Below are 26432 nucleotides of genomic sequence, written 5' to 3'. Positions count from 1 at the left end.
ATCGTTTGCTAAGCGCCGCGCAATTTGTTGAGAATTTTGCTTAATAAACCTTCATTTTTGGGCTTCTTGGTTTGTTCCACGGCAATGACCGCATCGACCTGACGTTCGCTCTGTTTCAATATACCTATGGCATGACACGCACTAATAAACACAAATACATACTGCGGTTTGACATGTAACAGACTGGCGACTTCCAGCGGCGTTCTCGGTGCCTGAACCAGCAATGCGGCAATGCGCAAGGCATCCGGCGTGATGACCAGCCGGGTAAAATTCGGCCATCTTTCTAAATAGACTGGCCGTTGAATATCCAGGCCTATCGGGAAGCGTCCCTTGGATGTCCAGATTGCCAATTTCCAGACAAAAGCGCCCATATCTTGAAACTTGTCTTCGGCGCGTTGAACGGCAGTTGTAGAATCGACTGCCGTCAAAATCATTTTGCCGACGGATCCTTTCCCTAATGGCATTCCGGCAAATGCTCGGGTTTGTTTATCGTCGGCATCTACCCAGATTTCCTGATTTTCCGGAAAAATCGTCAAAGGTTTCCAAATCGAGCACAGTTGCAAGACGCGCGACTGCAAATTAGCCGTTTTATATGCCGACATTACGTAGCCCAAAAAATACTGCCGAGGGTCGTAACACGCTGTTAACAATTGCACCTCGTCGTCGAAATCGATATCACTCAGTGTTCCCAAAAACGCGGTGAAGCCGCCTTCGTTCAACTGCATCGCCGATTGATGTTTGCTGGCTTTATGATGTTCAGCGGAGTCGTCTGGTTTTGGCGCTTTAGACTTATTGACGTAAACATCCATAGTCATTTTTTTCGGCGTTTCTACCTTGGGCGGTTGCGGCAAATCGGGTGCTTTAGGTGCTGCTTGTGCAATTTTCGTGCGTTCGGCAACGGCTTTGCGAGCCTGGGCAACTGCCTTGATTTTGTCGAGCACCGCCAGTATTTGTTCGACATTTACCGGTTTCTTAATGAAATAGGTGTTATCCAATTGCAGGTTTTGTAAGGACAATAATATTATCGGTCGGCCCGGCGTAGCGGCCTTTCTGGCATCCAAAATATCCCTGGCTTTTGGGTGATCAGCGTCGATCATATCAATATCGGCTTCGACATCCTCAACCACGACGGCAACCCCTCGGCAAGGCCCCTTCAGATACATCTCCATGGTTTTACAGGTGCGGCTATCCATGCCATGCAGAGCGATTCGAAATGACGTTTTATTCGGCTTGCTCATGATGCCTGTCCTTCAAAGTAGTTTGCCAATTCCAGCCATTCGCCATCAAGCACAATGCCAGAGTCGCTGAATCGTTGTCGATTGATTTGAAAGCGCTCCCGGTTTTTTGTGGATTTATAAAGCTCTAACAAAGCCATTTGTAAATCCGGACGATCATGATGAAAGTTGATGCCGGTTTCCAACACATCCATGGCCTGCTCAAGCTGGCTGTATTCGATAAAGTCGTTAGCTAACGCCAGATAATCATGTTGAGTTTCTGTTTGCTGTATAGACCTGACCAGTTCGCGGCGACCCAGCATACCCTTGCTAAACAATGAATATCGATTACCTACCGGCTCCGGACCCTTAGTTTTAAGCAAATCCTGATATTGCTGCCCATGCAGTTGCGACTGACTAGCTTGTATCATACGGCGACTAATCGAATTCCCTTTCCCATCCAAAACGATGACTAAATCCAACAGCGCCGCGTAGAGTTGCTCGGACAGACGCCGGTCGTAACAAAAATAAATCCGTCGTAGATGCGTCAACAGATCTTTGGGATTTCGACTGATTTTGAAAACAATGGCGGTCAATGCCTGGCCGGCATCGTCGTTGGGGCAGCTAAATAAGCTGAGTTCCCGGTCGTGCCAAAAGTCGGTTTCTTGCAGGCGCTCATCAGACGATGGTCCAGCAAGCAGTCGGGAAAAGTATTGGGGCATGCCACCCTCCGAATCAAACGATGCTCGAAGGGTAGCAGTTAAAAAGCCAATTTCCAGAATTTAGTGGGGTATTTGTTGTCTTGCTTCACATATTGCCTGACGAACCGCTGCCGGTGCGGTGCCGCCGATATGCTTGCGGGCAGCGACCGAACCTTCCAGTTTTAGAATGTCGAAAACGTCAGCTGTAATCGTGCCGGAAAAGCCCTGCAACTCCGCGAGGGATAATTCCGACAGATCTCTCTCAGATTGTAGTCCTAGACGCACAGCCTGGCCTACGACTTCGTGGGCATCGCGGAATGGCATGCCTTTGCGAACCAAATAATCAGCCAAGTCGGTAGCGGTGGCGAACCCTCTTTTCGCAGCGTTATACATATTTTCGCGTTTGGCTTGAATCCGCGGCAGCATATCGGCAAAGGCCCGCAGACAATTGATTAAGGTGTCGGCGGTATCGAACAAGGGTTCCTTGTCTTCCTGATTATCCTTGTTATAAGCCAAGGGCTGGCTTTTCATCAGCATCAACAATGACACCAAATGCCCGGTGACCCGGCCGGACTTGCCGCGCACCAGTTCCGGTACGTCCGGGTTTTTCTTTTGCGGCATGATCGAAGAGCCGGTGCAAAACGCATCCGGGATGTCGATAAAATTGAATTGCGCGCTGGCCCATAGCACCAATTCTTCCGAGAATCTCGACAGATGCATCATGATCAAACTGCCGGCCGCCGCAAACTCAATCGCAAAATCGCGGTCGCTGACCGAATCCAAAGAGTTATTCGACGGCCGGGAAAATCCTAATAATTCGGCGGTCATAAAACGGTCGATAGGATAACTGGTGCCAGCCAATGCTGCGGCGCCCAAGGGCATTACATTCAGGCGTTTGCAGCAATCTTGCAGGCGCTCCTTATCCCGGCAAAGCATCTCGAACCACGCCATCAGATGATGTCCAAATGTCACGGGCTGTGCGACTTGCAAATGGGTAAAACCCGGCATGATGGTATCGGCTTCGCGTTCCGCCACATCCAATAGAGCGATTTGCAGGCGTTGCAACTGCGCCAATATCGTTTCGATTTCACTGCGTAAATACAGTCTTATATCCGTCGCCACCTGGTCATTACGCGAACGGCCGGTATGCAGTTTTTTGCCGGCAATCCCGATCAAATCGGTCAAGCGCGCTTCGATGTTCATGTGCACATCTTCCTGCTTGATCGACCAGACGAACTCGCCGCGTTCGATCTCGCCGCCGATTTGCATCAACCCGCTGCGAATGTCGGCTAGCTCCTGCTCGGTCAGAATACCTATTTTGCACAGCATGGCCGCGTGCGCCAACGAGCCTTGAATATCTTGCCGGGCCATACGCCGATCAAAATTGACTGAAGCGGTAAATTCTTCGACAAAAGCATCGGTAGCTTCGGCAAAACGGGCGCTGGAAAGTTTTTCGGTGTTAACGGTGGTCATAAGCAATCAAACGGTAAATGCAAAAGAAAAGGGAATTATACCGATGCTGCGGCTATCCACCTTGGGAATTGCACACTCACCAGCAAACCACCGAGTTGTTCGGAGCGGCTAATCTCCAGAGTACCCCCATAAAACACCGCGATGTCACGTACAATCGCCAAGCCTAGACCATGTCCCTGCACCGCTTCGTCCAGCCTTAAACCGCGCTTACTCAATTGCTGCATATCCTGCGACGAACAACCGGGGCCGTCGTCTTCAACGCTGATGATAATGCCGGACCCATTCTCAACCGTGACTATTACTTGCTTATGCCCCCATTTGCAGGCGTTATCCAGCAAATTACCGGTCAGCTCCAGCATGTCTTCCCGATCAAAATTGATTAATTGATCAGGGGCATCTACGTGGATCATTAAATTTTTCTCCGCGTAAACATTTTGCAAAAGCATGACTAAGGCAGTGAGTTCTTGCTGCGGATTAAACACGCTGGCAGTTTGCATATTGCCGGAGATGCGGGCGCGTTTTAATTCTCGCTCGATGCGCTCATGTATCGCTTGAGTCTGCTGTTGCAGCTGATTGCGCAGCTCCGGATGGTCATCCAGTTGCGAATTTTCAGCCAGACGAAACAGCATCGCCAACGGCGTTTTTAACGCATGCGCCAAATTGCCGATCGCCGTTCGCGATTGATGCAAGCGCCTCTCAACCAGCACTAACAGGCGATTGACTTCCGCAACCAAGGGTTTGATTTCCGCCGGCACTCTGGCTTGGATCTGTGACTGACGGCCATAGGCAATTTCCGCCAATTCATCCCGCGCCGCCTGCAATGGTTTCAGTGATCTGCGCACATCGTTACTTTGCAGGGCGATTGCAGTCAGCAGTACCATGGCTGTCAGTACCAGATAGGCGAGCCGAATGTGGTCTATATCGTGGCCAATATCACTCAAATCCTCGGCAATACTAATTGTGATTGCATGACCGAAGCGCTCGAAACCTCGACTCAAGACTAGTAAAGGTTGCTGATGCGGCCCATCGGGAAAATGGAATTGCCTGACGGTATTGACCGGCTCGGTGGCGAAAGGCAAAACCCCATCTTGCAGCGATTTTGAATAATAGGCTTTTCCCTCAACCTGGATCACGAAATAGTGACCGGAATACGCTTGTCCGTAAACGGTGCCGGCATGCGAGCTATCGAAAATCAGTTGCCCTTCGGGATTACGTTTCAACGTATCGAGCAACGAGTCGCCATCGTGCTGCAAGCGGGTCAGCATTTGTTTTTCCGCCACGGAGCGAATCACCCAATCTGCTGCCAACCAGTGCCCGGCAAACACCATGCTCAGGATAATAATCAGGCCACGATTGAGACGCTGGCGTAATGAGATCAAGGCTTCTCACCAAAGATATAGCCTTGCCCACGCCGGGTAGCGATCAGATCCTTACCCAATTTACGCCGTAACCGATTGATATATACTTCGATAACGTTGCTGGCAGGGTCGCCGTCGCATTCGTACACGTGCTCAAGTAAATGGGTTTTGGTGAGCAGCTTGCCGGGATGCAGCATGAAATAGCGCAGCAAACGAAACTCGATTGCCGTCAACTCGGCATGCTGAGCGCCATCCACGCTGACCGTTTGTCTATCTTCATCCAAGGTCAACCCGCAACCGCACAGTTGCGGTTGCATCATCCCGTGTATGCGCTTTAACAAGGCTTGGATGCGTGCCTGTAACTCCTCAATATGAAACGGCTTACCTAAATAGTCGTCGGCACCCACTTTAAAGCCGTCGACTTTCTCATGCCAGGCGTCCCTGGCCGTCAGCACAATGACTGGTACATGATTGCCCGCCTGCCGCCAACGTCGCAGTACTTCAAGTCCGGGCATTTTCGGCAAGCCTAAATCCAGGATGACGATATCGTAGGATTCGGTCATCCCCAAAAACTCGCCGCTCTCGCCATCCATAGCCAAATCCACCGCAAACCCGGCTCTTTCCAAATCGGCTTTTAAAGATCGGGATAATCCTGGATCGTCTTCTACCAGCAATAGTCGCATAGTTGCTTCTTAACAATGAGGTTCAATGAGTCACTCGCCGGGGAGTATTCTAATTCCGAATTTTCAAAGGTGACTTTTTAAGATTGGATTTATATCGATTTCCTACACTGCCCGCTTCTGCAATTAAGCATGCCGAGGTAAGTAACATGAATAGCCGGAACACCGTAGCGGTCTGGGACATTTTTATCCGTATTTTTCACTGGTCGTTGGTCATTGCCTTCACTGTCGCCTATTTCACCAGCGAGGAAGAAAACGCTTGGCATATTTATGCTGGTTACACGGTTTTGAGCTTGATTATTTTCCGCATCCTGTGGGGAGTAATTGGCAGCCGACATGCCCGTTTTAGCGATTTTGTCTGTTCGCCTAGAGGTGTTTATGACTACATTCGCGAGCTGCGTGCCAGCTCCGCCAAGCGCTATATTGGTCACAATCCTCTCGGTGGTTGGATGGTGCTTGCTTTGCTCTTTACACTGCTGATTGTCACTGTCAGCGGCTTAAAAGTATATGCGATAGAAGGAGGTCGCGGTCCGCTGGCCGGCAATCCCGCAACAATAACCTTGATCAGCGCCGCCCACGCGGAAGACGACGAAGATAGCGACAAAGAAGGAACTGAAAATCAAGACGAAGAATTTTGGGAAGACATTCATGAAGATGCGACGAATTTTATGCTGGTATTAATTGCCCTACATATAGCGGGTGTCATTATCTCCAGCAGGTCCCACCGAGAGAACTTGGTCAAAGCAATGCTCACTGGAAAAAAGTCAAAGGAATGACAATAGAAACGTGAAACTTAACACAAATTTAATTTTAAATTTATTTTCCGCTGTTATAAATCCCCGACTTTAAGTTGCCTGACGATCTGAAATCTGCTGTTCGAGTTAGGCAACTCACTACATGCCGCGCGGCAAAACTATTTTAACTCCCGACTTTTTAGAACCCCATAGAGCATTATTTGGGCTTATTAAAATCGGGAATTTACTTTGATGTAGTTGATTCTTACGCCGCCAGTTTCATTGCTAGTGCTTAATTCCATAAATAAGCGATATAAAAATAAGCCATAATATATTGATTATAAAGAAATTTTTCTTTCACTTAATGGTGCAATTAAGCACTAGCTTAGGTCAGTTTACACACCACTAATCAATAGGGAACACACAATGAAAAAGATGACTCTCTTATTGCCATTGCTAGCGCTTGGCTCTGTCGCCGAGGCGAGCAACATCAGGGGCTCTTTAGGCAATTTTGATGCGATGAATCGCACCGGCGAAATCGTATACGGTATCGAAATAGAATTAGACGATTGTCACAGCAAAGACGTGATCAGCACTTATCCAGGTAATCACTATGGTTACGGAAAAATTCGTGAAGACCTTACCGACCCGGCGCATCCAAAAACGTTTGTTCGTTATGAACAACCGGTAGCCAGCGGCTTTCAAACTGGCTTCACTAATTTTTTACCGCCTAATAGCGCCCCGTCTTGCTATAACTTGGCTCAAAACGTTGGTTGCGAGCATTTTGGTGTGCACTTTGCTTATGGAAACACCAATCCCTACAGTGCAGTTAAGTACAACTGGCTGGTCAAAGACGCCAGCGGCAAAGTCGTTGTCGGTCCATCGCTACTTATCAGTACACCCGTTTTTGATTTTACACCCCCAATCGTCGGCATTCCTGCGCAAGTCGTTGCGACTATTCCCGCACCCGTCGTTCCGCAACCCGTGGTTAAAGAATTTGGCGAACCTAGCTGGGTTAAGGTCATCAAAACCAAAACGCATAAAACCCGGCCTTTGGCCTTGGGCGATCTGATTAGTGATGACCATGATGGCGACAATCTCCCTGACTGGACCAACGGCGAACCTGACGAAGTTGAGTCAGAATGGCATTTATTACAAACACGGAACGGCGCCAGCAGCAAGAAGACTGAGTTAACCGGCAAAGCCGAGGATATGGGCGAAAACGGTGACAAAGTCATTACCCGCCGCTATGAGTTTTATGCCTATGCGGGTCCTGCTGCGTCGATAGACGCTGAAAAAGGCGAAGCCATGTGTGACGCGGTAGGTGCGGACGGCGTCTCCGGCTTAGACGTCGTAGACGTAACCGACGCTTTTGGCGAAACTCAAAGTTTTGATTGCAGCTCAGTTGCCATCGTTGGTGAATATTTGGGCGCACAAATGACCGAATTTTTAGCTGCCACACCGTTCAGCATGGTCGATGCGTTGCAAAACGGCAGTGTCAATGGGCTATTTCCGCAACGGCCTGTCGCTAACGGCGGCAATACACCCTACGTTGTAAACGTTACCACAGGTGCGTTACCTAACGGGTTGGCAATCGATTCGGACACTGGCGTGTTATCCGGTGTACCGTCAAAAGTTGGCGTGTTTAATTTTACAGTATCAGCAAGTGATACCGATGGGACTGCGGCTTCTAAAGCCTATACCGTAAAGGTAACCGGCCCTGGCGATACTGATCGCGATAACGACATTGATTTGAATGATTTGAATACCATCAAAGCTAAGTACGGCCAAGTAGTTAGCGCAGGTGACCCATCCGATGTGAATGGCGATTTAAGAGTCAATCTCGCCGACCACAGAAAAGCAGCGACGCTTTGCACTTTACCAAAATGTGCTTTGGTTACTCCAGCACCATAAGTGCTGTTTCAATTTTTTAAGCATGATGTCGGGGTGCAGGCCCCGACAGACCACAAATCTACGGAATCGTTATGAACAAAAATTTATTTATTAGGTTGCTGGCATTAGCTGCCGCTGGTTTTTTCCATACTGCCGAAGCGACCACTTTAAGTCTCAAATTTCCAAATAATTCGAATATCTATACCACTACAGTAGGCTCATTTTTTGATGCCAATATCTATGTCGATGGTTTACCTGATTTTGGCGCTTTCGATCTGACCTTGACATACAACAGTAACAACCTGTCGGCACAGTCCCTAAACAGCACTAGTATTTTTGGCACCGACGATTCGGCAGTATTTATTAACACCATTACACCTGGCATAGGTGGTTCGGGTTCCATTCACTTTGCTGAAGATTTATCCCCTACAAGTTCTGCTAACGCGGGCTTGAATATCACCGGGCCAACTTTATTGGGCACCATAACGTTCAAAGCGCTTAGCGTTAGCGCGATTAATACTGCTTACTTAATCAATTTCAGCGCTTCATCAGAAATTTATACTTTCGACGGCACATCAATCGGCGGGACAGCGCAAGGCGGGAACGTTAAGGTCACTGCCGTACCGGCAGCAGTGCCCTTGCCAGCCTCGATATTTTTGTTTGTTCCGGGTTTGTTAGCGGTATTTGGCGCTCGCAAAAGCATAAGAGAAATTGCGGCATAGGGGCTAAGGAAGGCTGCGCAATATTTTATCGATAGCTTCCGATTGCGTTATAAACCCACAAAAGCCATCTCGAGAGAGATGGCTTTTTTTATTTGTATTTTCGGAATGAAAAATTTTAATTTAACATAGTTCAATTTATGTTTATAGTGCCGTCCGGCAAATCGCAATCTGTCTGCTAATATGCGCTTACGGGAGGAATACTATGTTAAAAGTTGTTTTACGCTGGCTGTTGACGCTAGTCTATCGAGTGAAGGTCCACGGACTGGAAAATTACGCTAAAGCCGGCAATCGCGTGTTGATCGTCGCCAATCACACCTCGTTTCTCGATCCATTGTTGTTAGGCGTGTTTTTGCCGGACGACATCACCTTTGCGATCAATACCCAAATCTCCGAACGCTGGTGGCTGAAACCGTTTTTGCGTTTATCAAAAGTGTTTCCGATGGACCCAACGCATCCTTTGTCTTTAAAGGCGTTAATCCATCATTTACAAAACGACACTAAAACCGTGATTTTTCCGGAAGGCCGTATCACCGTGACTGGTTCGTTGATGAAAATCTACGACGGCACCGGCATGGTGGCGGACAAATCCGGCGCAACCTTGCTGCCGATTCGCATCGAAGGCGCCGAATACAGCCGCTTTTCCAAGCTGGGCGGCGTGCGTCAACACTGGTTTCCGCGCATCACCATTCATATCCAGCCGCCAACCTTGATCGAGACTCATGGCGATGTGACCGGCAAAGCTCGCCGCAAACACAGCGGTCACATCCTGGCCGACATCATGACTGAAATGATGTTTGCCACCAGCCATTACCAACAAACCATCTTTTCAGCCCTGTTGGAAGCGCGCGCGCTGCATGGCGGGCGCTATACTGTTGCGGAAGATCTGGAGCGCAAGCCGCTAAGTTACGATGCGCTGATCACCCGCAGCATCATCATAGGTAAATTGATCAAAGCCATCACGCGGGCAGGCGAGAATGTCGGTGTGTTGCTGCCCAATAGTTGCAAGACACTGAACGTGGTGCTGGGCTTACAAATTTATCAACGGGTACCGGCGATGCTGAATTATTCGATAGGCGCTGCTGGAATGGCCGCCGCCTGCCGCACCGGGCAAATCAACATTGTGCTGACTTCTCGCAAATTCATTGAGTTAGCAAAACTGGGAGACGAAGCAGCGATCCTGGCACAACACGTCAAACTGATTTACCTGGAAGACTTGGCGACATCGTTATCAAGTTTCGACAAAATAACCGGCCTGCTACAGGCTAAAACCGCAAGATTTTGGTACAAAAGCCACGACTACGATGCCGACGATGCGGCGGTGGTATTGTTTACCTCGGGTTCGGAAGGTTTACCGAAAGGCGTGGTGCTGTCCCATGCCAACATCCTTGCCAATCACAAGCAAATTAGAGCACGCATTGATTTCGGACCGGGAGACGTGGTGCTGAATTTTCTGCCGATGTTCCATTCTTTCGGCTTCACGGTCGGTACGATGATGCCGATTTTGAACGGCATGACCAGCTTCTTTTACCCGTCGCCGCTACATTATGCCGTGATTCCTGAAATGGCTTACGAGGTGGGCGCGACCATCATGTTCGGCACCAATACCTTTCTGGCCGCGTATGCCAAAAAAGCCCACCCTTATGATTTTTTCTCCTTGCGTTACGTAGTCGCCGGTGCGGAAAAATTGCAGGAATCCACCCGCACCACTTGGCTGGATAAATTCGGCATCCGTATTTTGGAAGGCTATGGCGCTACGGAAACCTCGCCGGTAACCTCAGTAAACACCCCGATGGACTACAAAGCCGGTAGCGTCGGTCGCTTCATGCCGGATATGTTGCACAAACTGGAGCCGGTGCCCGGTATCGAAAATGCCGGTAAGTTACATGTCGCCGGCCCGAATATCATGAAAGGCTATCTGTTGCCGGACAACCCCGGCGTATTAGTGCCGCCCTGCTCTGCCGCGTATGGCGAAGGCTGGTACGATACCGGGGATATCGTGCATGTCGACGAGGAAGGATTCATTCATATTCAAGGCCGCAGCAAACGTTTCGCGAAAATAGGCGGGGAAATGGTGTCGCTGACCGCCGTCGAGCAATTGGCCATCCATGCCTGGCCGGAAGCGCAACACGTGGTCGTCAGTCTGCCCGATCCGAAAAAAGGCGAACAACTCGTCCTGTTGACGACCCGCCGCGACGCCAACGCCAAACAGTTGGCCGAAGCCTCGACCGGTGTCGCCACCATCAATCTACCTAAAAAAGTGTTTGTTCTGGATAAGCTGCCGGTACTGGCGACCGGGAAAACCGATTATCCAGGGGCTACCGCGTTAGCTGCGCGATTACTGGAAGGCGGCAATGTCGAGTCTGATTGAACGTGCTTTGCCTAACTTAACTACCTTTTAACGCCATGAGCAAACACATCTATCCCCTTCTAATCGCGCAATTCCTGTCCGCATTTGCCGACAACGCCATTTTATTTACGGTCATCGCTATGGTGATGCAGGACGCGCATCCGGTCAGTTGGTATGTGCCGGCGTTGCAAAGCGTGTTTTTGGTGGCATTCGTGGTCTTGGCGCCCTGGGTGGGCGGATTTGCCGACAGCCACGCTAAATCGCGGGTGTTGATTGTCGCCAATCTGATCAAAGCTTGCGGTGCAGGCTTATTGTTGTTTAAGGTCGAGCCGCTATTGGCGTATTGTGTGGTCGGTGCCGGTGCGGCCTTGTACAGCCCGGCCAAGTACGGTATTTTGCCTGAACTGGCGGGCCACGATGGTCTGGTCAAAGCCAATAGCTGGATAGAAGGCTCGACGATACTGGCAATATTGACCGGCATGGTGGTCGGCGCCAAGCTGGCCGATCATTCCACCACTTGGGCCTTGATTGCAACTATAGTCTTGTTTTTGATTTCAGCCGCAACCACCTTATTCTTGCCGATTGGTTTGCGTAAAGCGTCCCCGTCCGGCTCGAAAATTAGGCTGTTCTACTTAGAAGTTAAAACTTTTCTGGCGATGCCGCGCTCGCGGTTCGCGGTGTTGGGCGCGTCATTATTTTGGGCGGCCGCGGCCTGCGTACGGGTCATCATCATCGCCTGGGCGCCATTGGTGTTAATGACGCACAATGCCAGCGACATAGCCAATCTGACGCTGTTTTTGGCTATCGGCATCATCGCCGGCTCGGTCCTGGTCCCACGCTTGATTCCTCTGGAACACTTGCGTCGCGCCCGAATCCCGGCCTATTTGATGAGTATCTTCATCATCGCCCTGAGTTTTACGGAGGCGGTTTGGCCGGCACGTTTTGTGTTGTTTTTAATGGGTATGGCCGGCGGCATGTTTATAGTGCCGATCAACGCGGCACTTCAGGACCTTGGTCAACAAAGCATAGGCAGCGGCGGCGCGGTGGCGATGCAGAATTTTTTCCAGAATGTGGCGATGTTATTGTCGGTCGGCGGCTACACTCTGGCTGCTGCCGAACAAGTAACGCCAATTACCGCTTTAATCGGTCTGGGTTTGCTACTGCTGGCGGCTACTTTTCTGGTGGTTTGGCATTTACCTGAAGTGGAGCAAGCGCCTTCCAGCCTTGAATAAAGGTTTGCACTAACAGATCCACGCTTAGCTTGGATGCTTCAATATCGCTGACTTGCGGTTTAGCGGTTAGCGACAAAATACAGATCCCATGCACACCGCTCCACAAGGTTCTGGCTGCCAGCCGGCTTTGCTCCGGCGAACTGCCGGGCGTAAGCTGTATAAACAACACCTCGACAATCGCAAACATCTGCTCCACTTTTTGTATATACCAGTCAGGCTGAGGCTCCTCGCTCTGGATATCGAAAATCATTCGCCAGCGATTGAAATGCTGGGCGGCAAAGTTTAGATAGGTTTCCGCCAAGATTTGAATATTTTGCTCGACGCTGGCGGACGGTACACAGTGGAGCAATTGTTTAGCTAACTCGTCCAGTGTACGGCCTTTGACGTGGGTCAGCAAATCGTTCATATTGGCAAATACCATATAAATGCTGCCCACTGTATAGCCAATTTCCATCGCGATTTTACGCACCGTCAGAGCACCGTATCCGTCCTCTATCACGATGGTTTCTGCGGCGACCAACACCATTTCCTTAATTTGTTCCTGACTATGTTCGCTTCTTCTTGCCATATGTTCTCTGCGACATGCACTAAAAACAGCTACCATACACGACCTTGCCTCAGGAATCGATAGTTTACATGCACAACGAACTTCTCGATGTCGTCGATAGTGACGATGCAGTTATTGCCCAACAACCAAGATCGGTCATTCACGCCAACAGACTGCGTCATCGGGCCGTGCATATTCTGGTTTTCAACGATGCAGGCCAGTTATTTCTGCAAAAGCGCTCCATGAAAAAAGATCTGAACAAAGGCTTATGGGATACATCGGCTGCCGGCCATGTCGATGCCGGCGAAAGCTACGCCAGTTGCGCGCCGCGTGAATTACACGAAGAATTGGGTGTAACAGTCGAGAGCCTGGAAGGCTTATTCAAACTGCAGCCTAGCAGCGATTTGGGTATGGAATTTATTCAGGTCTATCGTTGCCGGCACAATGGACCGTTTAGCTTGGCGGCTGACGAAATCGACGAAGGTTGCTGGCTGAATCCGGATATTCTGGATAAACGTGTCACCAGTAACGATCCAACCTTGACGCTTACCTTCAAAATTATCTGGCAACAGTTTAGGAGTATCGCAAACTAAAATGGACGCACGATATTCATCATGAATGCCACTTCAGCGAGGAGATCAAAATTACGGGTAAAACAAGAAAGTGGCGGAGCGGACGGGGCTCGAACCCGCGACCCCCGGCGTGACAGGCCGGTATTCTAACCAACTGAACTACCGCTCCGCAGTAGAGAGCCGCGCATTCTACAGCATCTCACCGACGCGTCAAGCAAAAGCCCAAATTAATTATGACGGCACTATCCTGCCCACTTTGTAATAGTCTCAACACCCATCATTTTCATAGTGACTCCAAACGCGATTACAAGCGTTGCCAGAATTGCTTATTGGTATATGTCGATTGCACACAGCATTTGTCGCCAAGCCAGGAAAAGGCTATTTATGATCTGCATCAAAACACCATCGACGACCCGGGCTACATTGAATTTCTATCGCGCTTGGCGAAGCCTCTGCTGGAAAGATTGCCTAACAATTCTGAAGGCCTTGACTACGGTTGCGGCCCCGGCCCGGCGCTCGCAAAACTCTTAAAAGCCCATGGTCATCGAATAAGTGTCTACGACCCATTCTATGCGGACTTTCCTGAGCACCTGCAACAAGCTTACGACTTTATCGTCTGCACCGAGGTGGTAGAGCATTTACGGGCGCCAAAACGCGAATTCGACGCACTATTTGAGTTATTGAAACCAGGCGGCTGGCTAGGCATTATGACCAAATTGGTCATTGATGCCGAAGCCTTTGCCAAATGGCATTACAAAAACGATCAGACCCACATCGTTTTTTTCTCCCGGCCGACTTTTCATTGGTTAGCGGCGCATTACCACTGCCAAATTGAATTCATCGGCAACGACACGATTATTCTGCAACGCAATCCTGGCCGTTACAACGATTGACCTCCACTGTAATGTGGTCGAGTTGCGCGAATTTGACTAACAGCGTCTTGTAATAACTGGGCGATTTTGGCTGCTGCGAAACCAAAACTACGATTGCCGCATAATGATTCGCACTAACGGGCCACACATGCAGATCGCTGACACGGCATTCGCCGTCTTCCTCCAGCACGGCTTGCATGGCTTGGGTATATTTAGGATTCATGGTTTGGTCCAACAATACCGGGCTGGTTTCTTTGATTAAACCGTAAGCCCAAATCAGAATCACTGTCGCGCCGACGAAACCCATCACCGTGTCCAGCCAGACCCAGCCATAATATTTGCCGGCAACCAAAGCGACGATGGCTAATACCGATGTTAACGCATCGGCCATTACATGCAGATACGCAGCCCGTAGATTGTGATCCTGATGATGGGGATGATGATCGTGCTCATTGTCATCGTGTTCGTCATGGTCATGGTCATGGTCATGGTGAGAATTATGCCCGTGTCCATGGTGATGATCGTGGTGGTCTCGTAATAACAGCGCGCTTAACAGATTGATCAACAAACCCACTTGCGCTACTAAAATCGCCTCGTCAAAGCGAATGATTTCCGGCATCAGCAGCCTTTGCACCGAGTCGGCAATCATCATCAAGGCTACCATCGCCAAGGCTATAGAACTGGCAAATCCGCCCAAAACGCCAACCTTGGCGGGACTAAACGCGAAGGTTTGGTCGTGCTGGTGGATACGACTATAACGATAGGCGAAGATTGCAATCATAAAAGCCACCACATGCGTGGCCATGTGCCAACCGTCCGCCAGCAGAGCCATCGAATGAAACTGCATGCCGGCGAGAATTTCCACAATCATCGTCACAAACGTCAGAAGCAGCACCCATTTGGTACGCCGCTCGCCTTTGCGATTGATCCGCGCGAAATCGTGCGAATGTTGCCAGTTACTTAATTGATGTTCATGCATCCGTAGTTCCTTGTTCTCCAAAGCCGAAACGTTCATCCAAGCACCATTCTAGCGCAGCTTACCCGGAAACACTTCGGCAAAGTAAAAGCGTCTGTTATTTGCGGCAAACCGCCGTAAAATATGATTTTCAACCTATTCGCCCTTCACTCTCAAGCATTCAATGAGTAATTCCGAGCACATCTTCAGCGTATCCCAGCTAAACCGCGAAGCCAAACGTTTGCTGGCCGGCCACTTCTTGACAGTACAGGTACAAGGCGAGATTTCCAATCTCAGCCTACCCTCCTCCGGCCATTACTACTTTACGTTGAAAGATGCGCAAGCCCAAATCCGCTGCGCCATGTTCAAAGGCCAACAGCAACGGTTGCGTTTCAAACCAGCCAACGGCAACCTAGTTGTCGCCACCGCGCAAGTCAGTTTGTACGAACCGCGCGGCGACTATCAATTGGTGGTGGAACAATTGGAAGAAGCCGGTGACGGCGCGTTGCGACTGGCTTACGAACGCCTGAAACAGAAACTATTGCAGGAAGGCTTATTCGAGCAAAACCGCAAGAAACCAATACCGCAATTGCCGAAGCAAATCGGTGTCATCACCTCGGCCAGCGGCGCGGCAATTCACGACATCCTCAGCGTATTGAAAAGGCGCTTCCCGGCCATCCCGGTGTTGATCTATCCGGTAGCAGTGCAAGGCGACAGCGCCAAATTTGAAATAAGCGCCGCGCTGGACACTGCAAATAAACAAGACTTGGTAGATGTAATCATCCTGGCGCGCGGTGGCGGCTCGCTGGAAGATTTATGGGCCTTTAACGAAGAAATCGTGGCCCGAGCGGTAGCAGCCAGCCAAATTCCGGTGATTTCCGCAGTAGGCCACGAAGTAGATTTCAGCATCGCCGATTTCGTCGCGGATTTACGCGCACCGACGCCATCTGCTGCGGCCGAACATGCAGCGCCTGATCAATCCGCTTGGCTGAACCGCTTCAGCGACATCGAGCGCCAATTGACTCGGCAAATTGAAGGCAAATTGCAACGGCAGAAACTGCGTTTGACCTGGCTGAACAAAGCCCTGCAAACCCAGCATCCGGGCGAAAAATTGCAGCGCAATGCTCAGCGCCTGGACGAATTGGAACAACGCTTGAATCGTGCGTTACAAGGCGATTTGCAATTGCGCCGCCAGCGACTGGCGCTGAACGAGCATCGTCTGAACAGTCACCAACCGATGGCTGCAATTCACGGCTATCGGCAACAGCTTGATTACTTCCAGCAACGTTTAAGCCGTTCCATGCAAATTAAACTAACGGCATTGAGAAGCCGGCAACACGCGGCGGCACAAACCTTACACGCGGTTAGTCCCCTGGCAACGCTGGAGCGGGGTTATGCTATTGTGCAACGACGAGACAGCTCGCAGCTAATCAAGTCGGTTAAACAGTTAGCCAATCGAGAGCTGATCGATACTCGATTAGCAGATGGTCGTCTCGTTAGCGAGGTTAAAGAGGTAATCCCCGATTAAAGATTTAACAGCCACTAGCGATTAACTAACGCTCTTCCCTCTAGTTTATAGCTGGCAATTGTCAGGCACAAAACATGCTTAATTGAAGTAGTTTAAGGATCACACGAGTGTTTATATGACAATATTTGAAACGACCATTCCTCTGAGTATTGGCTACGAGCTTATCGATACCGATCACGGCGTATTTATTGATTTGGTAAATCAATTGGATAAAGCCAATAACACCGACTTTCCCGAATTGTTTCAGCGATTATACGAACATACGGAGGCACATTTCGAATCCGAAAATCGGTTAATGGCGCAATGCGGATTTCCGGCGGAAACTGAACATAAAGGCGAACATCAACGGGTTTTGGGCGAATTCAAACAGTTTAAAACCCGCATCGACAAAGGGCTAATCCCCTTTGGCCGTGCTTTTGTAAAAGAGCGTCTGCCGCAGTGGTTTTTGCTGCACGTTACAACGATGGACAGTGCGCTGTCCGCGCATCTAAAAATGCAGCAGGAGTTGCCTGGCGAATGACAGCCAACAAGGAACTTAAGGTAATCGAGCATTTTTACGACGCGGCCGAATGTGAAGTTATCTACCGGCGTTTGCTGCAAGAACAGAATTGGCCCGACAATTGTTACAGCGTTGCCGGTCGAGCGTTTACGTTACCTCGGCTGCAAACCTGGCACGCCGACCCGGGCATAAGTTACAGCTACAGCAATAATCTGTTACAAACTCGGCCATGGACGCCATTACTTGCGGATATTCGGCAAAAAGTAGAACACAGCTTAAACTTTTCGTTTAATTCCGTTTTGGTGAACTTATATCGAAACGGCGAGGATTATGTGGGTTGGCATGCGGATAACGAGGCGGAGTTGGGAGAACAACCCTTTATCGCGTCATTGACCTTGGGAGCGACCCGGCAATTTGCATTTCGGCATAAAAAAACCGCTGAAAGCGGCGGTATCTTACTCACTAGTGGAACACTATTGATTATGCAGCCCGATTTCCAACATCACTGGCTGCATAGTATTCCTATTGATCCTAAGCTGACTCAAGGACGTATAAACTTAACCTTTCGGAAAGTTATCGCCCCCAAATAGCTTGGTTTATTTCTTTGGGCAACAAGTGTTATTGTTGCTCCAATGCTTGAGCTTGCTCAGCTTCAAATTTCTTTCTTTTGTCGCATTTCTCACTGCAGACGCAATTACCGGTGCCGCCACAAGACCCCTTGATAGCATTCCGACCGAAAACCACACCGACCGCCATTACAGCAATAACGATCAACATAAATAAAAAAGTCACTAAAAAATAACCCATTTTTTCTCCGTTTTTTCTAATCGCTGAAACGAAAAAAGGAGCGATTCAAAAATCGCTCCCCGTTTTTCGCGTCAGATTAATACAAATTAACCGCCGAAATCATCCAGCATGATATTTTCAGGATCAACGCCATTAGCCAGCAGCATGTTGATGACTGAAGAGTTCATGATTGGCGGTCCGCACATGTAGTATTCACAGTCTTCGGGGTTCGGGTGATTCTTGATGAACTCCTCGAACAACACGTTGTGAATAAAGCCGGTGTAACCTTTCCAGTTATCTTCAGGTAAGGCATCCGACAATGCCACATGCCATTCGAAATTATCATTTTCTTTAGCCAGCATATCGAAATCTTCAACATAGAACATTTCGCGTTTGCTACGCGCGCCATACCAGAAAGTCATTTTACGCTTGGATTTCAGTCTGCGTAATTGATCAAAGATGTGCGAACGCATCGGCGCCATACCGGCACCACCGCCGATAAATACCATTTCCGCATCGGTTTCTTTGGCAAAGAACTCGCCGTAAGGACCGGAAACGAACACTTTATCACCTGGTTTCAGATTGAAGATAAAGGAAGACATGATACCCGGCGGGATCCCATCCGGCGCTCCTGGAGGCGGCGTGGCAATCCTGACATTCAGCATAATTTCCTTTTCTTCAGGATAGGATGCCATGGAGTAAGCGCGCAAGGTTGGTTCCTTTACATCCGACACATAGCGCCACAGATTGAATTTATCCCAATCAGGACGGTATTCGTCGGCAACATCCATATCCGCATATTTAGAAACATGTGGCGGACATTCGATTTGTATGTAACCGCCGGCACGGTAGTTTATAGCTTCGCCTTCCGGCAATTCCAACACCAACTCTTTAATGAAAGTAGCCACGTTGTCGTTGGACTTAACGGTGCATTCCCATTTTTTTACACCGAATACGCTGTCTTCAACTTCGATGTCCATGTTTTGTTTGATGGACACTTGGCAAGCCAGACGTTCGCCGTGCGCCGCTTCGCGCTTGGTGATATGCGATTGCTCGGTCGGCAGAATATCGCCGCCACCGCTATGCACTTTTACTTTACATTGACCGCAAGTGCCGCCGCCGCCGCAAGCGGAGGAGACAAACAGTTGGTTATCCGCCAATGCTGTTAACAACTTAGAACCAACCGGCACACGGATTTTCTTCTCATGATTGATCAGAATTTCCACATCCCCGGAGGCCACCAATTTACTCTTGGCGCCGATGATTAAAAACACCAGCGCTATCACGATGACCGTGAAGAAAATAACACCTAATGCAATTTCCAGCATTACGATACCCTTATAATTGAATTCCAGAGAAAGCCATAAAGCCCAGAGACATCAAGCCGGCAGTGATAAAAGTGATGCCCAGACCTTGCAATGCAGCAGGAATATCGCTGTATTTCAATTTCTCACGCACACCGGCCATGACGGTAATCGCCAAAGCCCAACCAAAACCACTCCCTATACCGTATACCACGCTTTCACCGAAATTGTAGTCGCGTTCGATCATGAACAAACTTCCTGCCAGGATCGCGCAGTTCACGGTAATCAGCGGCAAAAAGATACCCAAGGCTTGATACAGAGCCGGAAAGAATTTGTCCAAAATCATTTCCAGAATCTGTACGATCGCAGCAATCATACCGATACAGCTCAACAAGCTTAAAAAGCTTAAATCAACGCCGGTAATCCCGATCCAAGCCAGTGCATCTTCCTTCAACAAGGTTTGATAGATGAACTGATTCGCAGGCACCGTCAGGGTTTGCACCACCATTACCGCGATGCCCAAACCCATTGCAGTAGAAATCTTCTTGGAAACCGCCAAGAAGGTACACATGCCCAGGAAGAATGACAGCGCCAAGTTTTCAATGAAAACCGCTTTAACAAATAGACTGATATAGGCTTCCATTAGTGGTGCCCTCCTTCACCGTGAGCAATCGACATGATTTTGAACTCGTTGTGTTCAACCTGTTTCGGTTTCCAGGTACGGAAACCCCAGATAATCAAGCCAATGATGAAAAACGCGCTAGGCGGCAGTAACATCATGCCGTTAGGCACATACCAACCACCGTCTTTGACTAGCGGCAATACATCGAAGCCCAGCAGTTTGCCTGAGCCCAAAGTTTCTCTGAACAGAGCCACTATGACCAGAATCAAACTGTAACCCAGACCGTTACCGATACCATCTACAAAGCTTTGCAGTGGTGGGTTTTTCATCGCATAGGCTTCAGCACGCCCCATGACGATACAGTTGGTGATAATCAAACCAACAAATACCGACAGTTTTTTGCTGACGTCAAATGCAAAGGCCTTAAGCAACTGATCGACCACAATAACCAGCGAAGCAATGATGATCATCTGCACGATAATCCGAATGCTGCTTGGTATATGCTCGCGCACCGCACTGATCGCAGCGCTTGAACAGGCAGTCACCGAGGTCAAGGCCAAAGCCATAATCAGTGAGGTAGACATTTGCGAAGTTACCGCCAGCGCGGAACACACACCAAGCACCTGCAAGGTGATTGGGTTGTTATCGACCAACGGTTCGAATAATACTTTTTTAGTTTCTTTATCCATGATAAGTCCTAACCGTTTTTTCTAATTTTGTTTAGATAGGTGGCAAAACCTTCGGTACCCATCCAGTATTGGATCAAATTACTGACACCACGACTGGTCAAGGTTGCGCCGGCCAAGCCATCAACTTTGTAAACAGAATCCGGGCGACTGGAATCGACACCACCTTTAACTAAAGTCAAAGCCACTTCGCCTTTGTCGGAATAGACTTTTTTGCCTTTCCACAACGCACGCCAGTTAGGATTGACTACCTCACCACCCAGGCCAGGAGTTTCACCTTGGTCATACAGGTTGATGCTTTGTACAGTTTGCGCATCGGCTTCCAACGCTAAAAAGCCATACATGGTAGACCACAGACCGTAACCGTTGATCGGTAGAATGATGGATTGCAACTGATCGCCGTTTTTAACCAAAAACACTTTCGTGTATTTGGCTTTTTGACGGATGCTGGCAATATCTTTCTCGACCGGAATCAATTCGTTCTGGGCAGGATCTTTGGCAGCCTTGCGTTGGTCATATTCGTCGACATTAATATTGTCTACGTAATCGCCTGTTTTAAGGTCGACAATCTTGCTTTCTATTCTTTCCGCAAAGGCTTGGTCGATATCAGTACCCTCTTCCAACAAACCGGCCACATCAAGAATATTTTTCTTCATGTCCAGGGCTTTGTTGTAGCCTTGCAAAGGCCGTAAAGCCACTGTTGCGATAGATACCAGCACAGCGCAAACCAAACATAAGGCCAAAGCCACATTAACGGTCTTTTCCAGGCTGTCGTTGCTTAAAGCCAGGATTCTGTCGGCGTAAACTCTGAACTGTTCGTAGTACTTGCAGAGCTGCTCGTTGTACTTACAGGTTTTTTTCTCGGCATTAAGCATGGCGTTTGATCCTTCTTCTAATATTTGCTTGAACAACAAAGTAATCAATCAATGGTGCAAACATGTTTGAGAAAAGAATTGCAAGCATCACACCTTCAGGGAAAGCCGGGTTAATAACCCGAATGATGATAATCATCACGCCGATCATGCAGCCATAAATCCAGCGACCGGTGTCGGTCACAGCGGCAGAGACAGGATCGGTTGCCATAAACACTGTACCGAACGCAAAACCGCCAACGACCATGTGCCAGTACCAAGGCATCGCAAACATTGGGTTGCTTGTGCTACCAACGATGTTCAACAACGTGGACATAACGATCATACCGATCAGTACGCCAGCTATGATGCGATAAGAAGCAACACGCGTGTACAACAAAAATGCCGCACCCAGCATACAGGCCAAGGTCGATGTTTCACCCATTGAGCCAGGGATGAATCCTAAGAAGGCTTGGAACCAACTGAAACTCGCTTGAATCGCTTCCACGCCGCCGGCAGAAGCCAGAGACAAAGCAGTAGCTCCACTATAACCATCCACGGCAACCCACACCGCATCGCCTGAAATGGACGCAGGATAAGCGAAGAACAGGAACGCACGACCAGTAAGCGCAGGGTTCAGGAAGTTTTTGCCGGTACCGCCAAACACTTCTTTACCCAATACGATACCGAACGAAATGCCCAATGCGACTTGCCACAGTGGGATATCGGGCGGCAGGATCAAGGTATACAACATTGACGATACCAAGAAACCTTCGTTGACTTCGTGTTTACGTACAGTTGCAAACAACACTTCCCAGACACCACCCACCGCTAAGGTAGTGATATAAACCGGGAAGAAATACAACATACCGTGCACCAGGCAGGAAATTGGATTGTAGGGGTTGTAACCCAACAGATCCATGAAAATGCTACGCCAGTTGTTGATAGTCTCAACTCCCAACGTTTGCATAGCTAAATTGGCTTGGTAACCCGTATTGTAAAAAGCCATCAAAATACAAAACGCCGTGGCGATGACCACAAAGGTCATGGTCCGCTTCAGGTCGTTACCGTCACGAACGTGGGTTTTTCCGCGTGTTACATCGGATGGCGTGTAGATAAAAGTATCCACCATCTCGTAGAGACCGTAGTACTTCTCAAACTTGCCGCCCTTTGTAAAATGCGGCTCTATGCTATCTAAAATATCTCTAGCCGACATTATCCTTCCTTCTCGATTTTAGTTAAATTAGCTCTGAGCACAGGCGCGAAGTCGTGTTTACCTGGATCGACAAAGGTGAACAAAGACACATCTTCTTCACTCAATTCCAGGCAGCCAAGAGACTGTGCAGTATCGGTATCGCCGACTACAATCGCTTTCAACAAGGGTGTAGCCAAAATATCCAACGGCATGACGGACTCATACACGCCTACCGGCACGATGGCCCGATTGCTGCCATTCTTATCGGTGGTCAATGGGAACAGGCGATTATCTTTACGATCTTTACTTGATACGTAAACATTCAAAGCCGAATACTTGTCTTTACCGGGAACGATCCAACCGAAAAACTCCCGATCACGACCTTCTTTGATAGCAGAAACCTGCAAACTGTAGACGCTCAAAAATGCCGCCGATCCGGTAGCCTCGTGGCCATACAAAACAGAACCCGAAATCACGCGATTTTCGACATCCTGCAATTCGCCGACTACTAAATCCTCCAGGTTCGCGCCCACTCTTGTGCGCACCAATCTAGGATTTTTTACCGTAGGGCCAGCCAAAGAAACGATGCGTTCTACATTCAACTTACCAGTGGTAAACAATGCGCCGATAGCAATCACCGCTTGGTAATCGATATGCCAGACAAATTTATGGATATTGACCGGATCAATGAAATGAATGTGGGTGCTTGGCAATCCGGCAGGATGCGGCCCGGAAAACTCGGCTACCTGAACGGCTTGATTAACAACCACATCAGTACCGGTGGCTTTGCAAAGATAGGTTTTACCAGACGTCAACTTCGAAATCACAGTCAAGCCATTAGCAAAGTCGGCAGCGCGTTCCTTGATAATGACAGCTGGATCCGCCGCAAGCGGACGAGTATCTATTGCTGTGACAAAAATTGAACTAGGAGCGGTATCGACAGCAGGGATTTTGCCGTAAGGACGAGTCAGGAACGAAGTCCACAATCCCGATGCCAGCAAATTTTCCTTGACCTGCTCTTGAGTCAAATTGCCTAGCTCGGCTTCTCCGTATTTGGCGAAAGACTCTTGCTGATTACCTTGCAATTCAATGACCACAGACAACAAAGCACGCTTGTCGCCGCGGTTAATGGCTTTAACCACACCCGCGCCGGGCGAGGTGAAGTTGACGCCAGGATTTTTTTTGTCGGAAAAAAGCGCCTGTCCTAATTTGACCTTATCTCCTTCGGCAACCATCATTTTCGGCTTCAGATCAATATAATCGGCACCCAAAAGTGCGACCGATTTGACGCTGTTACCATCGCTTATCTTTTGTTCGGGTCCGCCCGTTATAGGCAAATCCAAACCTTTCTTTATATTAAATTGCATAGTTAATACGCCTGCTCCCCAGACTAGTTGCAGCAAAAAGCCCATTCGGAAACACTGCTCCCAAAGGGCACTTCAAGACAAAACATGTTCATTACATCACAAGTTATCGGCTTTCTCAACGGAAAATCCCAAGGTTTGCAGCCCTGGAAGCCGCGCGATAACGCCGGACGTAAGTGGAAATACTGCTCAAATATCAACCACTTTATCAATATCAAAACCGCTGACATACTTGCGCCCGACATACCCCCGGGTGTTGCTTAAAATGCGGGCATCCGCAATCCGGTAATCGCCCAAATTGTGTACATGACCGTGAAACCAGGCAGCTATTTCGTACTCGTGAAACAGCGGTTTCAAGTCATTGCAATACGCTAGCTTTTTAAGCACATTTGGCGAATCGATCCAACTCCATTCGGTGGGCGCATGGTGCGTAACCACAATAGTCCTGCCGGCAAAGGGCGTGGCAAGTTGTTGTTCCAGCCAGGATTTAGATTCCCGGTGTAGTTCGGCAAAGTGTTTGGGTTCGAAAGATTGGCCTGCAAACGACACCTTACGAAAGTCATTCAAGGTTTTTCCCAGCGCTTCGGCTTTTTCAGCGCCCTCGATAAATAAATTCGTCCACAAGGTACAACCTAAAAAACGCACGCCCTGGAATATAAACTGATCTTTTTCTAAAAACTGAATTTGACTGCCTGCGCATTCATTGCGCAACATGCTGAGGGTCTGTTGATATTCGTAACCATAAAACTCGTGGTTACCGGCCACGTATATTACGGGCTTACCGATAGACTTCAACCATTCGACGCCTTGTTTGAAAATCCCGATATCGCCCGCCGCCACGACAATATCCGCGTCAGTTTCCGGCAAACTCTGCTCGCCGAATTCTAAATGCACATCAGAAAAGTAATTTATCCGCACAATTTGCTCTTTCGTCCTGTAGCTATGGAGGTATAATTTATATCCTAAGTGAAATACTTGGTATTTTTCAGATAACTTTGATTTTTCGTATACAACAATTCTATGTCGATAAGCCCCAGAAAACACACCCAACAGGTTTCGGTAGGAAACGTAAAAGTCGGCGGCGGTGCTCCGATTGTAGTTCAATCCATGACCAACACCGACACAGCTGATGTTGCAGGAAGCGTTCAACAGATCATGGAATTATCGACAGCTGGCTCCGAACTGGTTCGCATCACCGTCAATACTGAGGAAGCGGCGAAAGCAGTCCCTGAAATCGTCAACCAGCTTGAGCAAAAAGGCTTTTCAGTGCCGATTATCGGCGACTTTCATTTTAACGGCCACAAGTTGCTGGAAAAATATCCGGATTGCGCACAAGCGCTCTCTAAATACCGCATCAACCCCGGCAACGTCGGCAAAGGTAAGGCTCGCGACCCGCAATTCCAGCAAATGATTGAATTTGCCTGCAAATACAATAAGCCGGTGCGGATCGGCGTCAACGGCGGCAGTCTGGACCAAGCGGTTCTGACACGTCTGCTCGACGAAAATCGCCTGCTGGCCAACCCCAAGGAATTGCCGGCCATTACTCGCGAAGCTATTGTCTTGTCCGCGCTGGAAAGCGCCGCTAAAGCTGAAGAGATTGGTTTAGGTAAAGATAAAATCATCCTGTCTTGCAAAATCAGCAACGTGCAGGAATTGATCAGCATTTACGAAGACCTGTCTAACCGGTGCGATTATGCGCTGCATCTGGGCTTGACCGAGGCCGGCATGGGTTCGAAAGGCATCGTCGCGTCTTCTGCCGCACTGGGTGTATTGATGCAACAAGGCATCGGCGACACGATTAGGATTTCACTGACACCTGAACCGGGCGCTGCCAGGACCAAGGAAGTGATCGTTGGTCAGGAAATTCTGCAAACCATGGGTTTCCGTTCGTTCACACCGATGGTTATCGCTTGCCCTGGTTGCGGCCGGACCACCAGCGATTACTTCCAAAGACTGGCGCAAGATATTCAAGCCTATCTGCGCGACCAAATGCCGGTCTGGAAAGATAAATACAAAGGCGTGGAAACCATGGAAGTCGCGGTAATGGGCTGCGTGGTTAACGGCCCTGGCGAAAGCAAAAACGCCAACATCGGCATCAGTTTGCCGGGTAGCGGCGAATCACCGGTAGCACCGGTATTTGAAGACGGCGTAAAAACTGTGACCTTAAAAGGCGATAACATCGCCGGCGAGTTCCAGGAATTGGTCGAGCGCTACATCGAATCGCACTACAGCGCCCAATAAAAGAAGCTTCACCCACAAAAAAGGCGGCCATAAAGCCGCCTTTTTTATTCCCGTAA

At 49.0% G+C, this 26432-nt stretch carries 26 protein-coding genes and 1 tRNA gene; 11 read left to right on the top strand and 16 right to left on the bottom strand.

Annotated features, from left to right (window positions below; genetic code table 11):
• Positions 1–8: 8 nt before the first annotated feature.
• Genes NP589_RS00430 through NP589_RS00410 form a run of 5 tightly spaced genes read right to left on the bottom strand, consistent with a single transcriptional unit; the run spans position 9 to position 5429 of the window.
• Positions 9–1238 (bottom strand): hypothetical protein, encoded by a 1230-nt coding sequence (locus tag NP589_RS00430; protein ID WP_256605172.1) that lies wholly within the window; start codon positions 1236–1238, stop codon positions 9–11.
• Complete coding sequence (locus NP589_RS00425; protein WP_256605171.1) at positions 1235–1936, bottom strand: type IV pilus assembly protein FimV; 702 nt, start codon at positions 1934–1936, stop codon at positions 1235–1237. The genes NP589_RS00430 and NP589_RS00425 overlap by 4 nt, the downstream gene beginning before the upstream one ends.
• A gap of 60 nt (positions 1937–1996) precedes the next feature.
• A complete protein-coding gene (argH, locus tag NP589_RS00420; RefSeq protein WP_256605170.1) occupies positions 1997–3388 on the bottom strand; it encodes an argininosuccinate lyase in 1392 nt (463 codons plus the stop codon).
• Positions 3389–3423: 35 nt separating this feature from the next.
• Complete coding sequence (locus NP589_RS00415) at positions 3424–4767, bottom strand: sensor histidine kinase (protein ID WP_256605169.1); 1344 nt, start codon at positions 4765–4767, stop codon at positions 3424–3426.
• Positions 4764–5429 (bottom strand): response regulator transcription factor, encoded by a 666-nt coding sequence (locus tag NP589_RS00410; protein ID WP_256605168.1) that lies wholly within the window; start codon positions 5427–5429, stop codon positions 4764–4766. The genes NP589_RS00415 and NP589_RS00410 overlap by 4 nt, the downstream gene beginning before the upstream one ends.
• A 146-nt stretch (positions 5430–5575) precedes the next feature.
• Between NP589_RS00410 and NP589_RS00405 the strand changes: the two genes are divergently transcribed.
• From NP589_RS00405 to lplT, 5 genes are all read left to right on the top strand, one after another.
• Positions 5576–6202 carry a cytochrome b/b6 domain-containing protein gene (locus NP589_RS00405; protein WP_256605167.1) on the top strand — a complete coding sequence of 209 codons (627 nt, stop codon included), beginning with the start codon at positions 5576–5578 and terminating at the stop codon, positions 6200–6202.
• 384 nt (positions 6203–6586) lie between these two features.
• Entirely contained in the window at positions 6587–8074 is a 1488-nt protein-coding gene (locus NP589_RS00400) for an Ig domain-containing protein (protein WP_256605166.1), read from the top strand.
• A gap of 71 nt (positions 8075–8145) precedes the next feature.
• Positions 8146–8775: a cohesin domain-containing protein gene (locus NP589_RS00395; RefSeq protein WP_256605165.1), complete on the top strand. Its 630-nt coding sequence runs from the start codon at positions 8146–8148 to the stop codon at positions 8773–8775.
• Positions 8776–8977: 202 nt separating this feature from the next.
• On the top strand, positions 8978–11143 hold the full coding sequence (locus tag NP589_RS00390; protein WP_256605164.1) for an AMP-binding protein: 2166 nt from the start codon (positions 8978–8980) through the stop codon (positions 11141–11143).
• A 35-nt stretch (positions 11144–11178) separates the two neighbouring features.
• Entirely contained in the window at positions 11179–12354 is a 1176-nt protein-coding gene (gene lplT, locus NP589_RS00385) for a lysophospholipid transporter LplT (RefSeq protein WP_256605163.1), read from the top strand.
• Here the strand turns inward: lplT and NP589_RS00380 are convergent.
• On the bottom strand, positions 12293–12922 hold the full coding sequence (locus tag NP589_RS00380; protein ID WP_256605162.1) for a TetR/AcrR family transcriptional regulator: 630 nt from the start codon (positions 12920–12922) through the stop codon (positions 12293–12295). The two genes, lplT and NP589_RS00380, sit on opposite strands and share 62 nt — an antisense overlap.
• Before the next feature lie 68 nt (positions 12923–12990).
• Between NP589_RS00380 and NP589_RS00375 the strand changes: the two genes are divergently transcribed.
• Positions 12991–13494 carry an NUDIX hydrolase gene (locus tag NP589_RS00375; protein ID WP_256605161.1) on the top strand — a complete coding sequence of 168 codons (504 nt, stop codon included), beginning with the start codon at positions 12991–12993 and terminating at the stop codon, positions 13492–13494.
• A gap of 71 nt (positions 13495–13565) precedes the next feature.
• Here the strand turns inward: NP589_RS00375 and NP589_RS00370 are convergent.
• A tRNA-Asp gene (locus NP589_RS00370) sits at positions 13566–13642 on the bottom strand.
• A 64-nt stretch (positions 13643–13706) separates the two neighbouring features.
• Between NP589_RS00370 and NP589_RS00365 the strand changes: the two genes are divergently transcribed.
• Complete coding sequence (locus NP589_RS00365) at positions 13707–14366, top strand: class I SAM-dependent methyltransferase (protein WP_256605160.1); 660 nt, start codon at positions 13707–13709, stop codon at positions 14364–14366.
• Here the strand turns inward: NP589_RS00365 and dmeF are convergent.
• The gene (gene dmeF, locus NP589_RS00360) at positions 14329–15324 is read right to left on the bottom strand and encodes a CDF family Co(II)/Ni(II) efflux transporter DmeF (RefSeq protein ID WP_256605159.1); all 996 of its coding nucleotides are present in this window, start codon (positions 15322–15324) and stop codon (positions 14329–14331) included. The two genes, NP589_RS00365 and dmeF, sit on opposite strands and share 38 nt — an antisense overlap.
• 160 nt (positions 15325–15484) lie before the next feature.
• Here dmeF and xseA point away from each other — a divergent pair, with 160 nt between their 5' ends.
• From xseA to NP589_RS00345, 3 genes are all read left to right on the top strand, one after another.
• Positions 15485–16828 (top strand): exodeoxyribonuclease VII large subunit, encoded by a 1344-nt coding sequence (gene xseA, locus NP589_RS00355; RefSeq protein WP_256605157.1) that lies wholly within the window; start codon positions 15485–15487, stop codon positions 16826–16828.
• 115 nt (positions 16829–16943) lie between these two features.
• Positions 16944–17348 (top strand): bacteriohemerythrin, encoded by a 405-nt coding sequence (locus tag NP589_RS00350; protein WP_256605156.1) that lies wholly within the window; start codon positions 16944–16946, stop codon positions 17346–17348.
• Positions 17345–17917 (top strand): alpha-ketoglutarate-dependent dioxygenase AlkB family protein, encoded by a 573-nt coding sequence (locus NP589_RS00345; protein WP_256605155.1) that lies wholly within the window; start codon positions 17345–17347, stop codon positions 17915–17917. Before NP589_RS00350 ends, NP589_RS00345 begins: the two co-directional genes overlap by 4 nt.
• Before the next feature lie 28 nt (positions 17918–17945).
• Here NP589_RS00345 and nqrM read toward each other — a convergent pair whose 3' ends face one another.
• The 8 genes from nqrM to NP589_RS00305 form a co-directional block, all read right to left on the bottom strand.
• On the bottom strand, positions 17946–18134 hold the full coding sequence (gene nqrM / locus NP589_RS00340; RefSeq protein WP_256605154.1) for a (Na+)-NQR maturation NqrM: 189 nt from the start codon (positions 18132–18134) through the stop codon (positions 17946–17948).
• An 86-nt stretch (positions 18135–18220) separates the two neighbouring features.
• Entirely contained in the window at positions 18221–19441 is a 1221-nt protein-coding gene (gene nqrF / locus NP589_RS00335) for an NADH:ubiquinone reductase (Na(+)-transporting) subunit F (RefSeq protein ID WP_256605153.1), read from the bottom strand.
• A gap of 10 nt (positions 19442–19451) precedes the next feature.
• Positions 19452–20060, bottom strand: a complete 609-nt coding sequence (gene nqrE, locus NP589_RS00330; protein WP_192374970.1) for an NADH:ubiquinone reductase (Na(+)-transporting) subunit E — start codon at positions 20058–20060, stop codon at positions 19452–19454.
• On the bottom strand, positions 20060–20728 hold the full coding sequence (locus NP589_RS00325) for an NADH:ubiquinone reductase (Na(+)-transporting) subunit D (protein ID WP_020481963.1): 669 nt from the start codon (positions 20726–20728) through the stop codon (positions 20060–20062). The genes nqrE and NP589_RS00325 overlap by 1 nt, the downstream gene beginning before the upstream one ends.
• An 8-nt stretch (positions 20729–20736) precedes the next feature.
• The gene (locus tag NP589_RS00320; protein ID WP_205454117.1) at positions 20737–21600 is read right to left on the bottom strand and encodes a Na(+)-translocating NADH-quinone reductase subunit C; all 864 of its coding nucleotides are present in this window, start codon (positions 21598–21600) and stop codon (positions 20737–20739) included.
• On the bottom strand, positions 21593–22792 hold the full coding sequence (locus NP589_RS00315) for an NADH:ubiquinone reductase (Na(+)-transporting) subunit B (protein WP_256605152.1): 1200 nt from the start codon (positions 22790–22792) through the stop codon (positions 21593–21595). Before NP589_RS00315 ends, NP589_RS00320 begins: the two co-directional genes overlap by 8 nt.
• Positions 22792–24138, bottom strand: coding sequence for a Na(+)-translocating NADH-quinone reductase subunit A (locus NP589_RS00310; RefSeq protein WP_256605223.1), 1347 nt, complete (start codon positions 24136–24138; stop codon positions 22792–22794). The genes NP589_RS00315 and NP589_RS00310 overlap by 1 nt, the downstream gene beginning before the upstream one ends.
• A gap of 186 nt (positions 24139–24324) precedes the next feature.
• Positions 24325–25053 (bottom strand): metallophosphoesterase, encoded by a 729-nt coding sequence (locus tag NP589_RS00305; RefSeq protein WP_064010607.1) that lies wholly within the window; start codon positions 25051–25053, stop codon positions 24325–24327.
• A gap of 102 nt (positions 25054–25155) precedes the next feature.
• Between NP589_RS00305 and ispG the strand changes: the two genes are divergently transcribed.
• Positions 25156–26376 carry a flavodoxin-dependent (E)-4-hydroxy-3-methylbut-2-enyl-diphosphate synthase gene (gene ispG / locus NP589_RS00300; protein ID WP_256605151.1) on the top strand — a complete coding sequence of 407 codons (1221 nt, stop codon included), beginning with the start codon at positions 25156–25158 and terminating at the stop codon, positions 26374–26376.
• Positions 26377–26432: the final 56 nt, after the last annotated feature.

This window comes from Methylomonas rosea (assembly GCF_024505055.1).
Taxonomy (GTDB): Bacteria; Pseudomonadota; Gammaproteobacteria; order Methylococcales; family Methylomonadaceae; genus Methylomonas; species Methylomonas rosea.
Note: the sequence above shows the minus strand (reverse complement) of the source record. Positions and strands in the feature narration are given on the sequence as shown.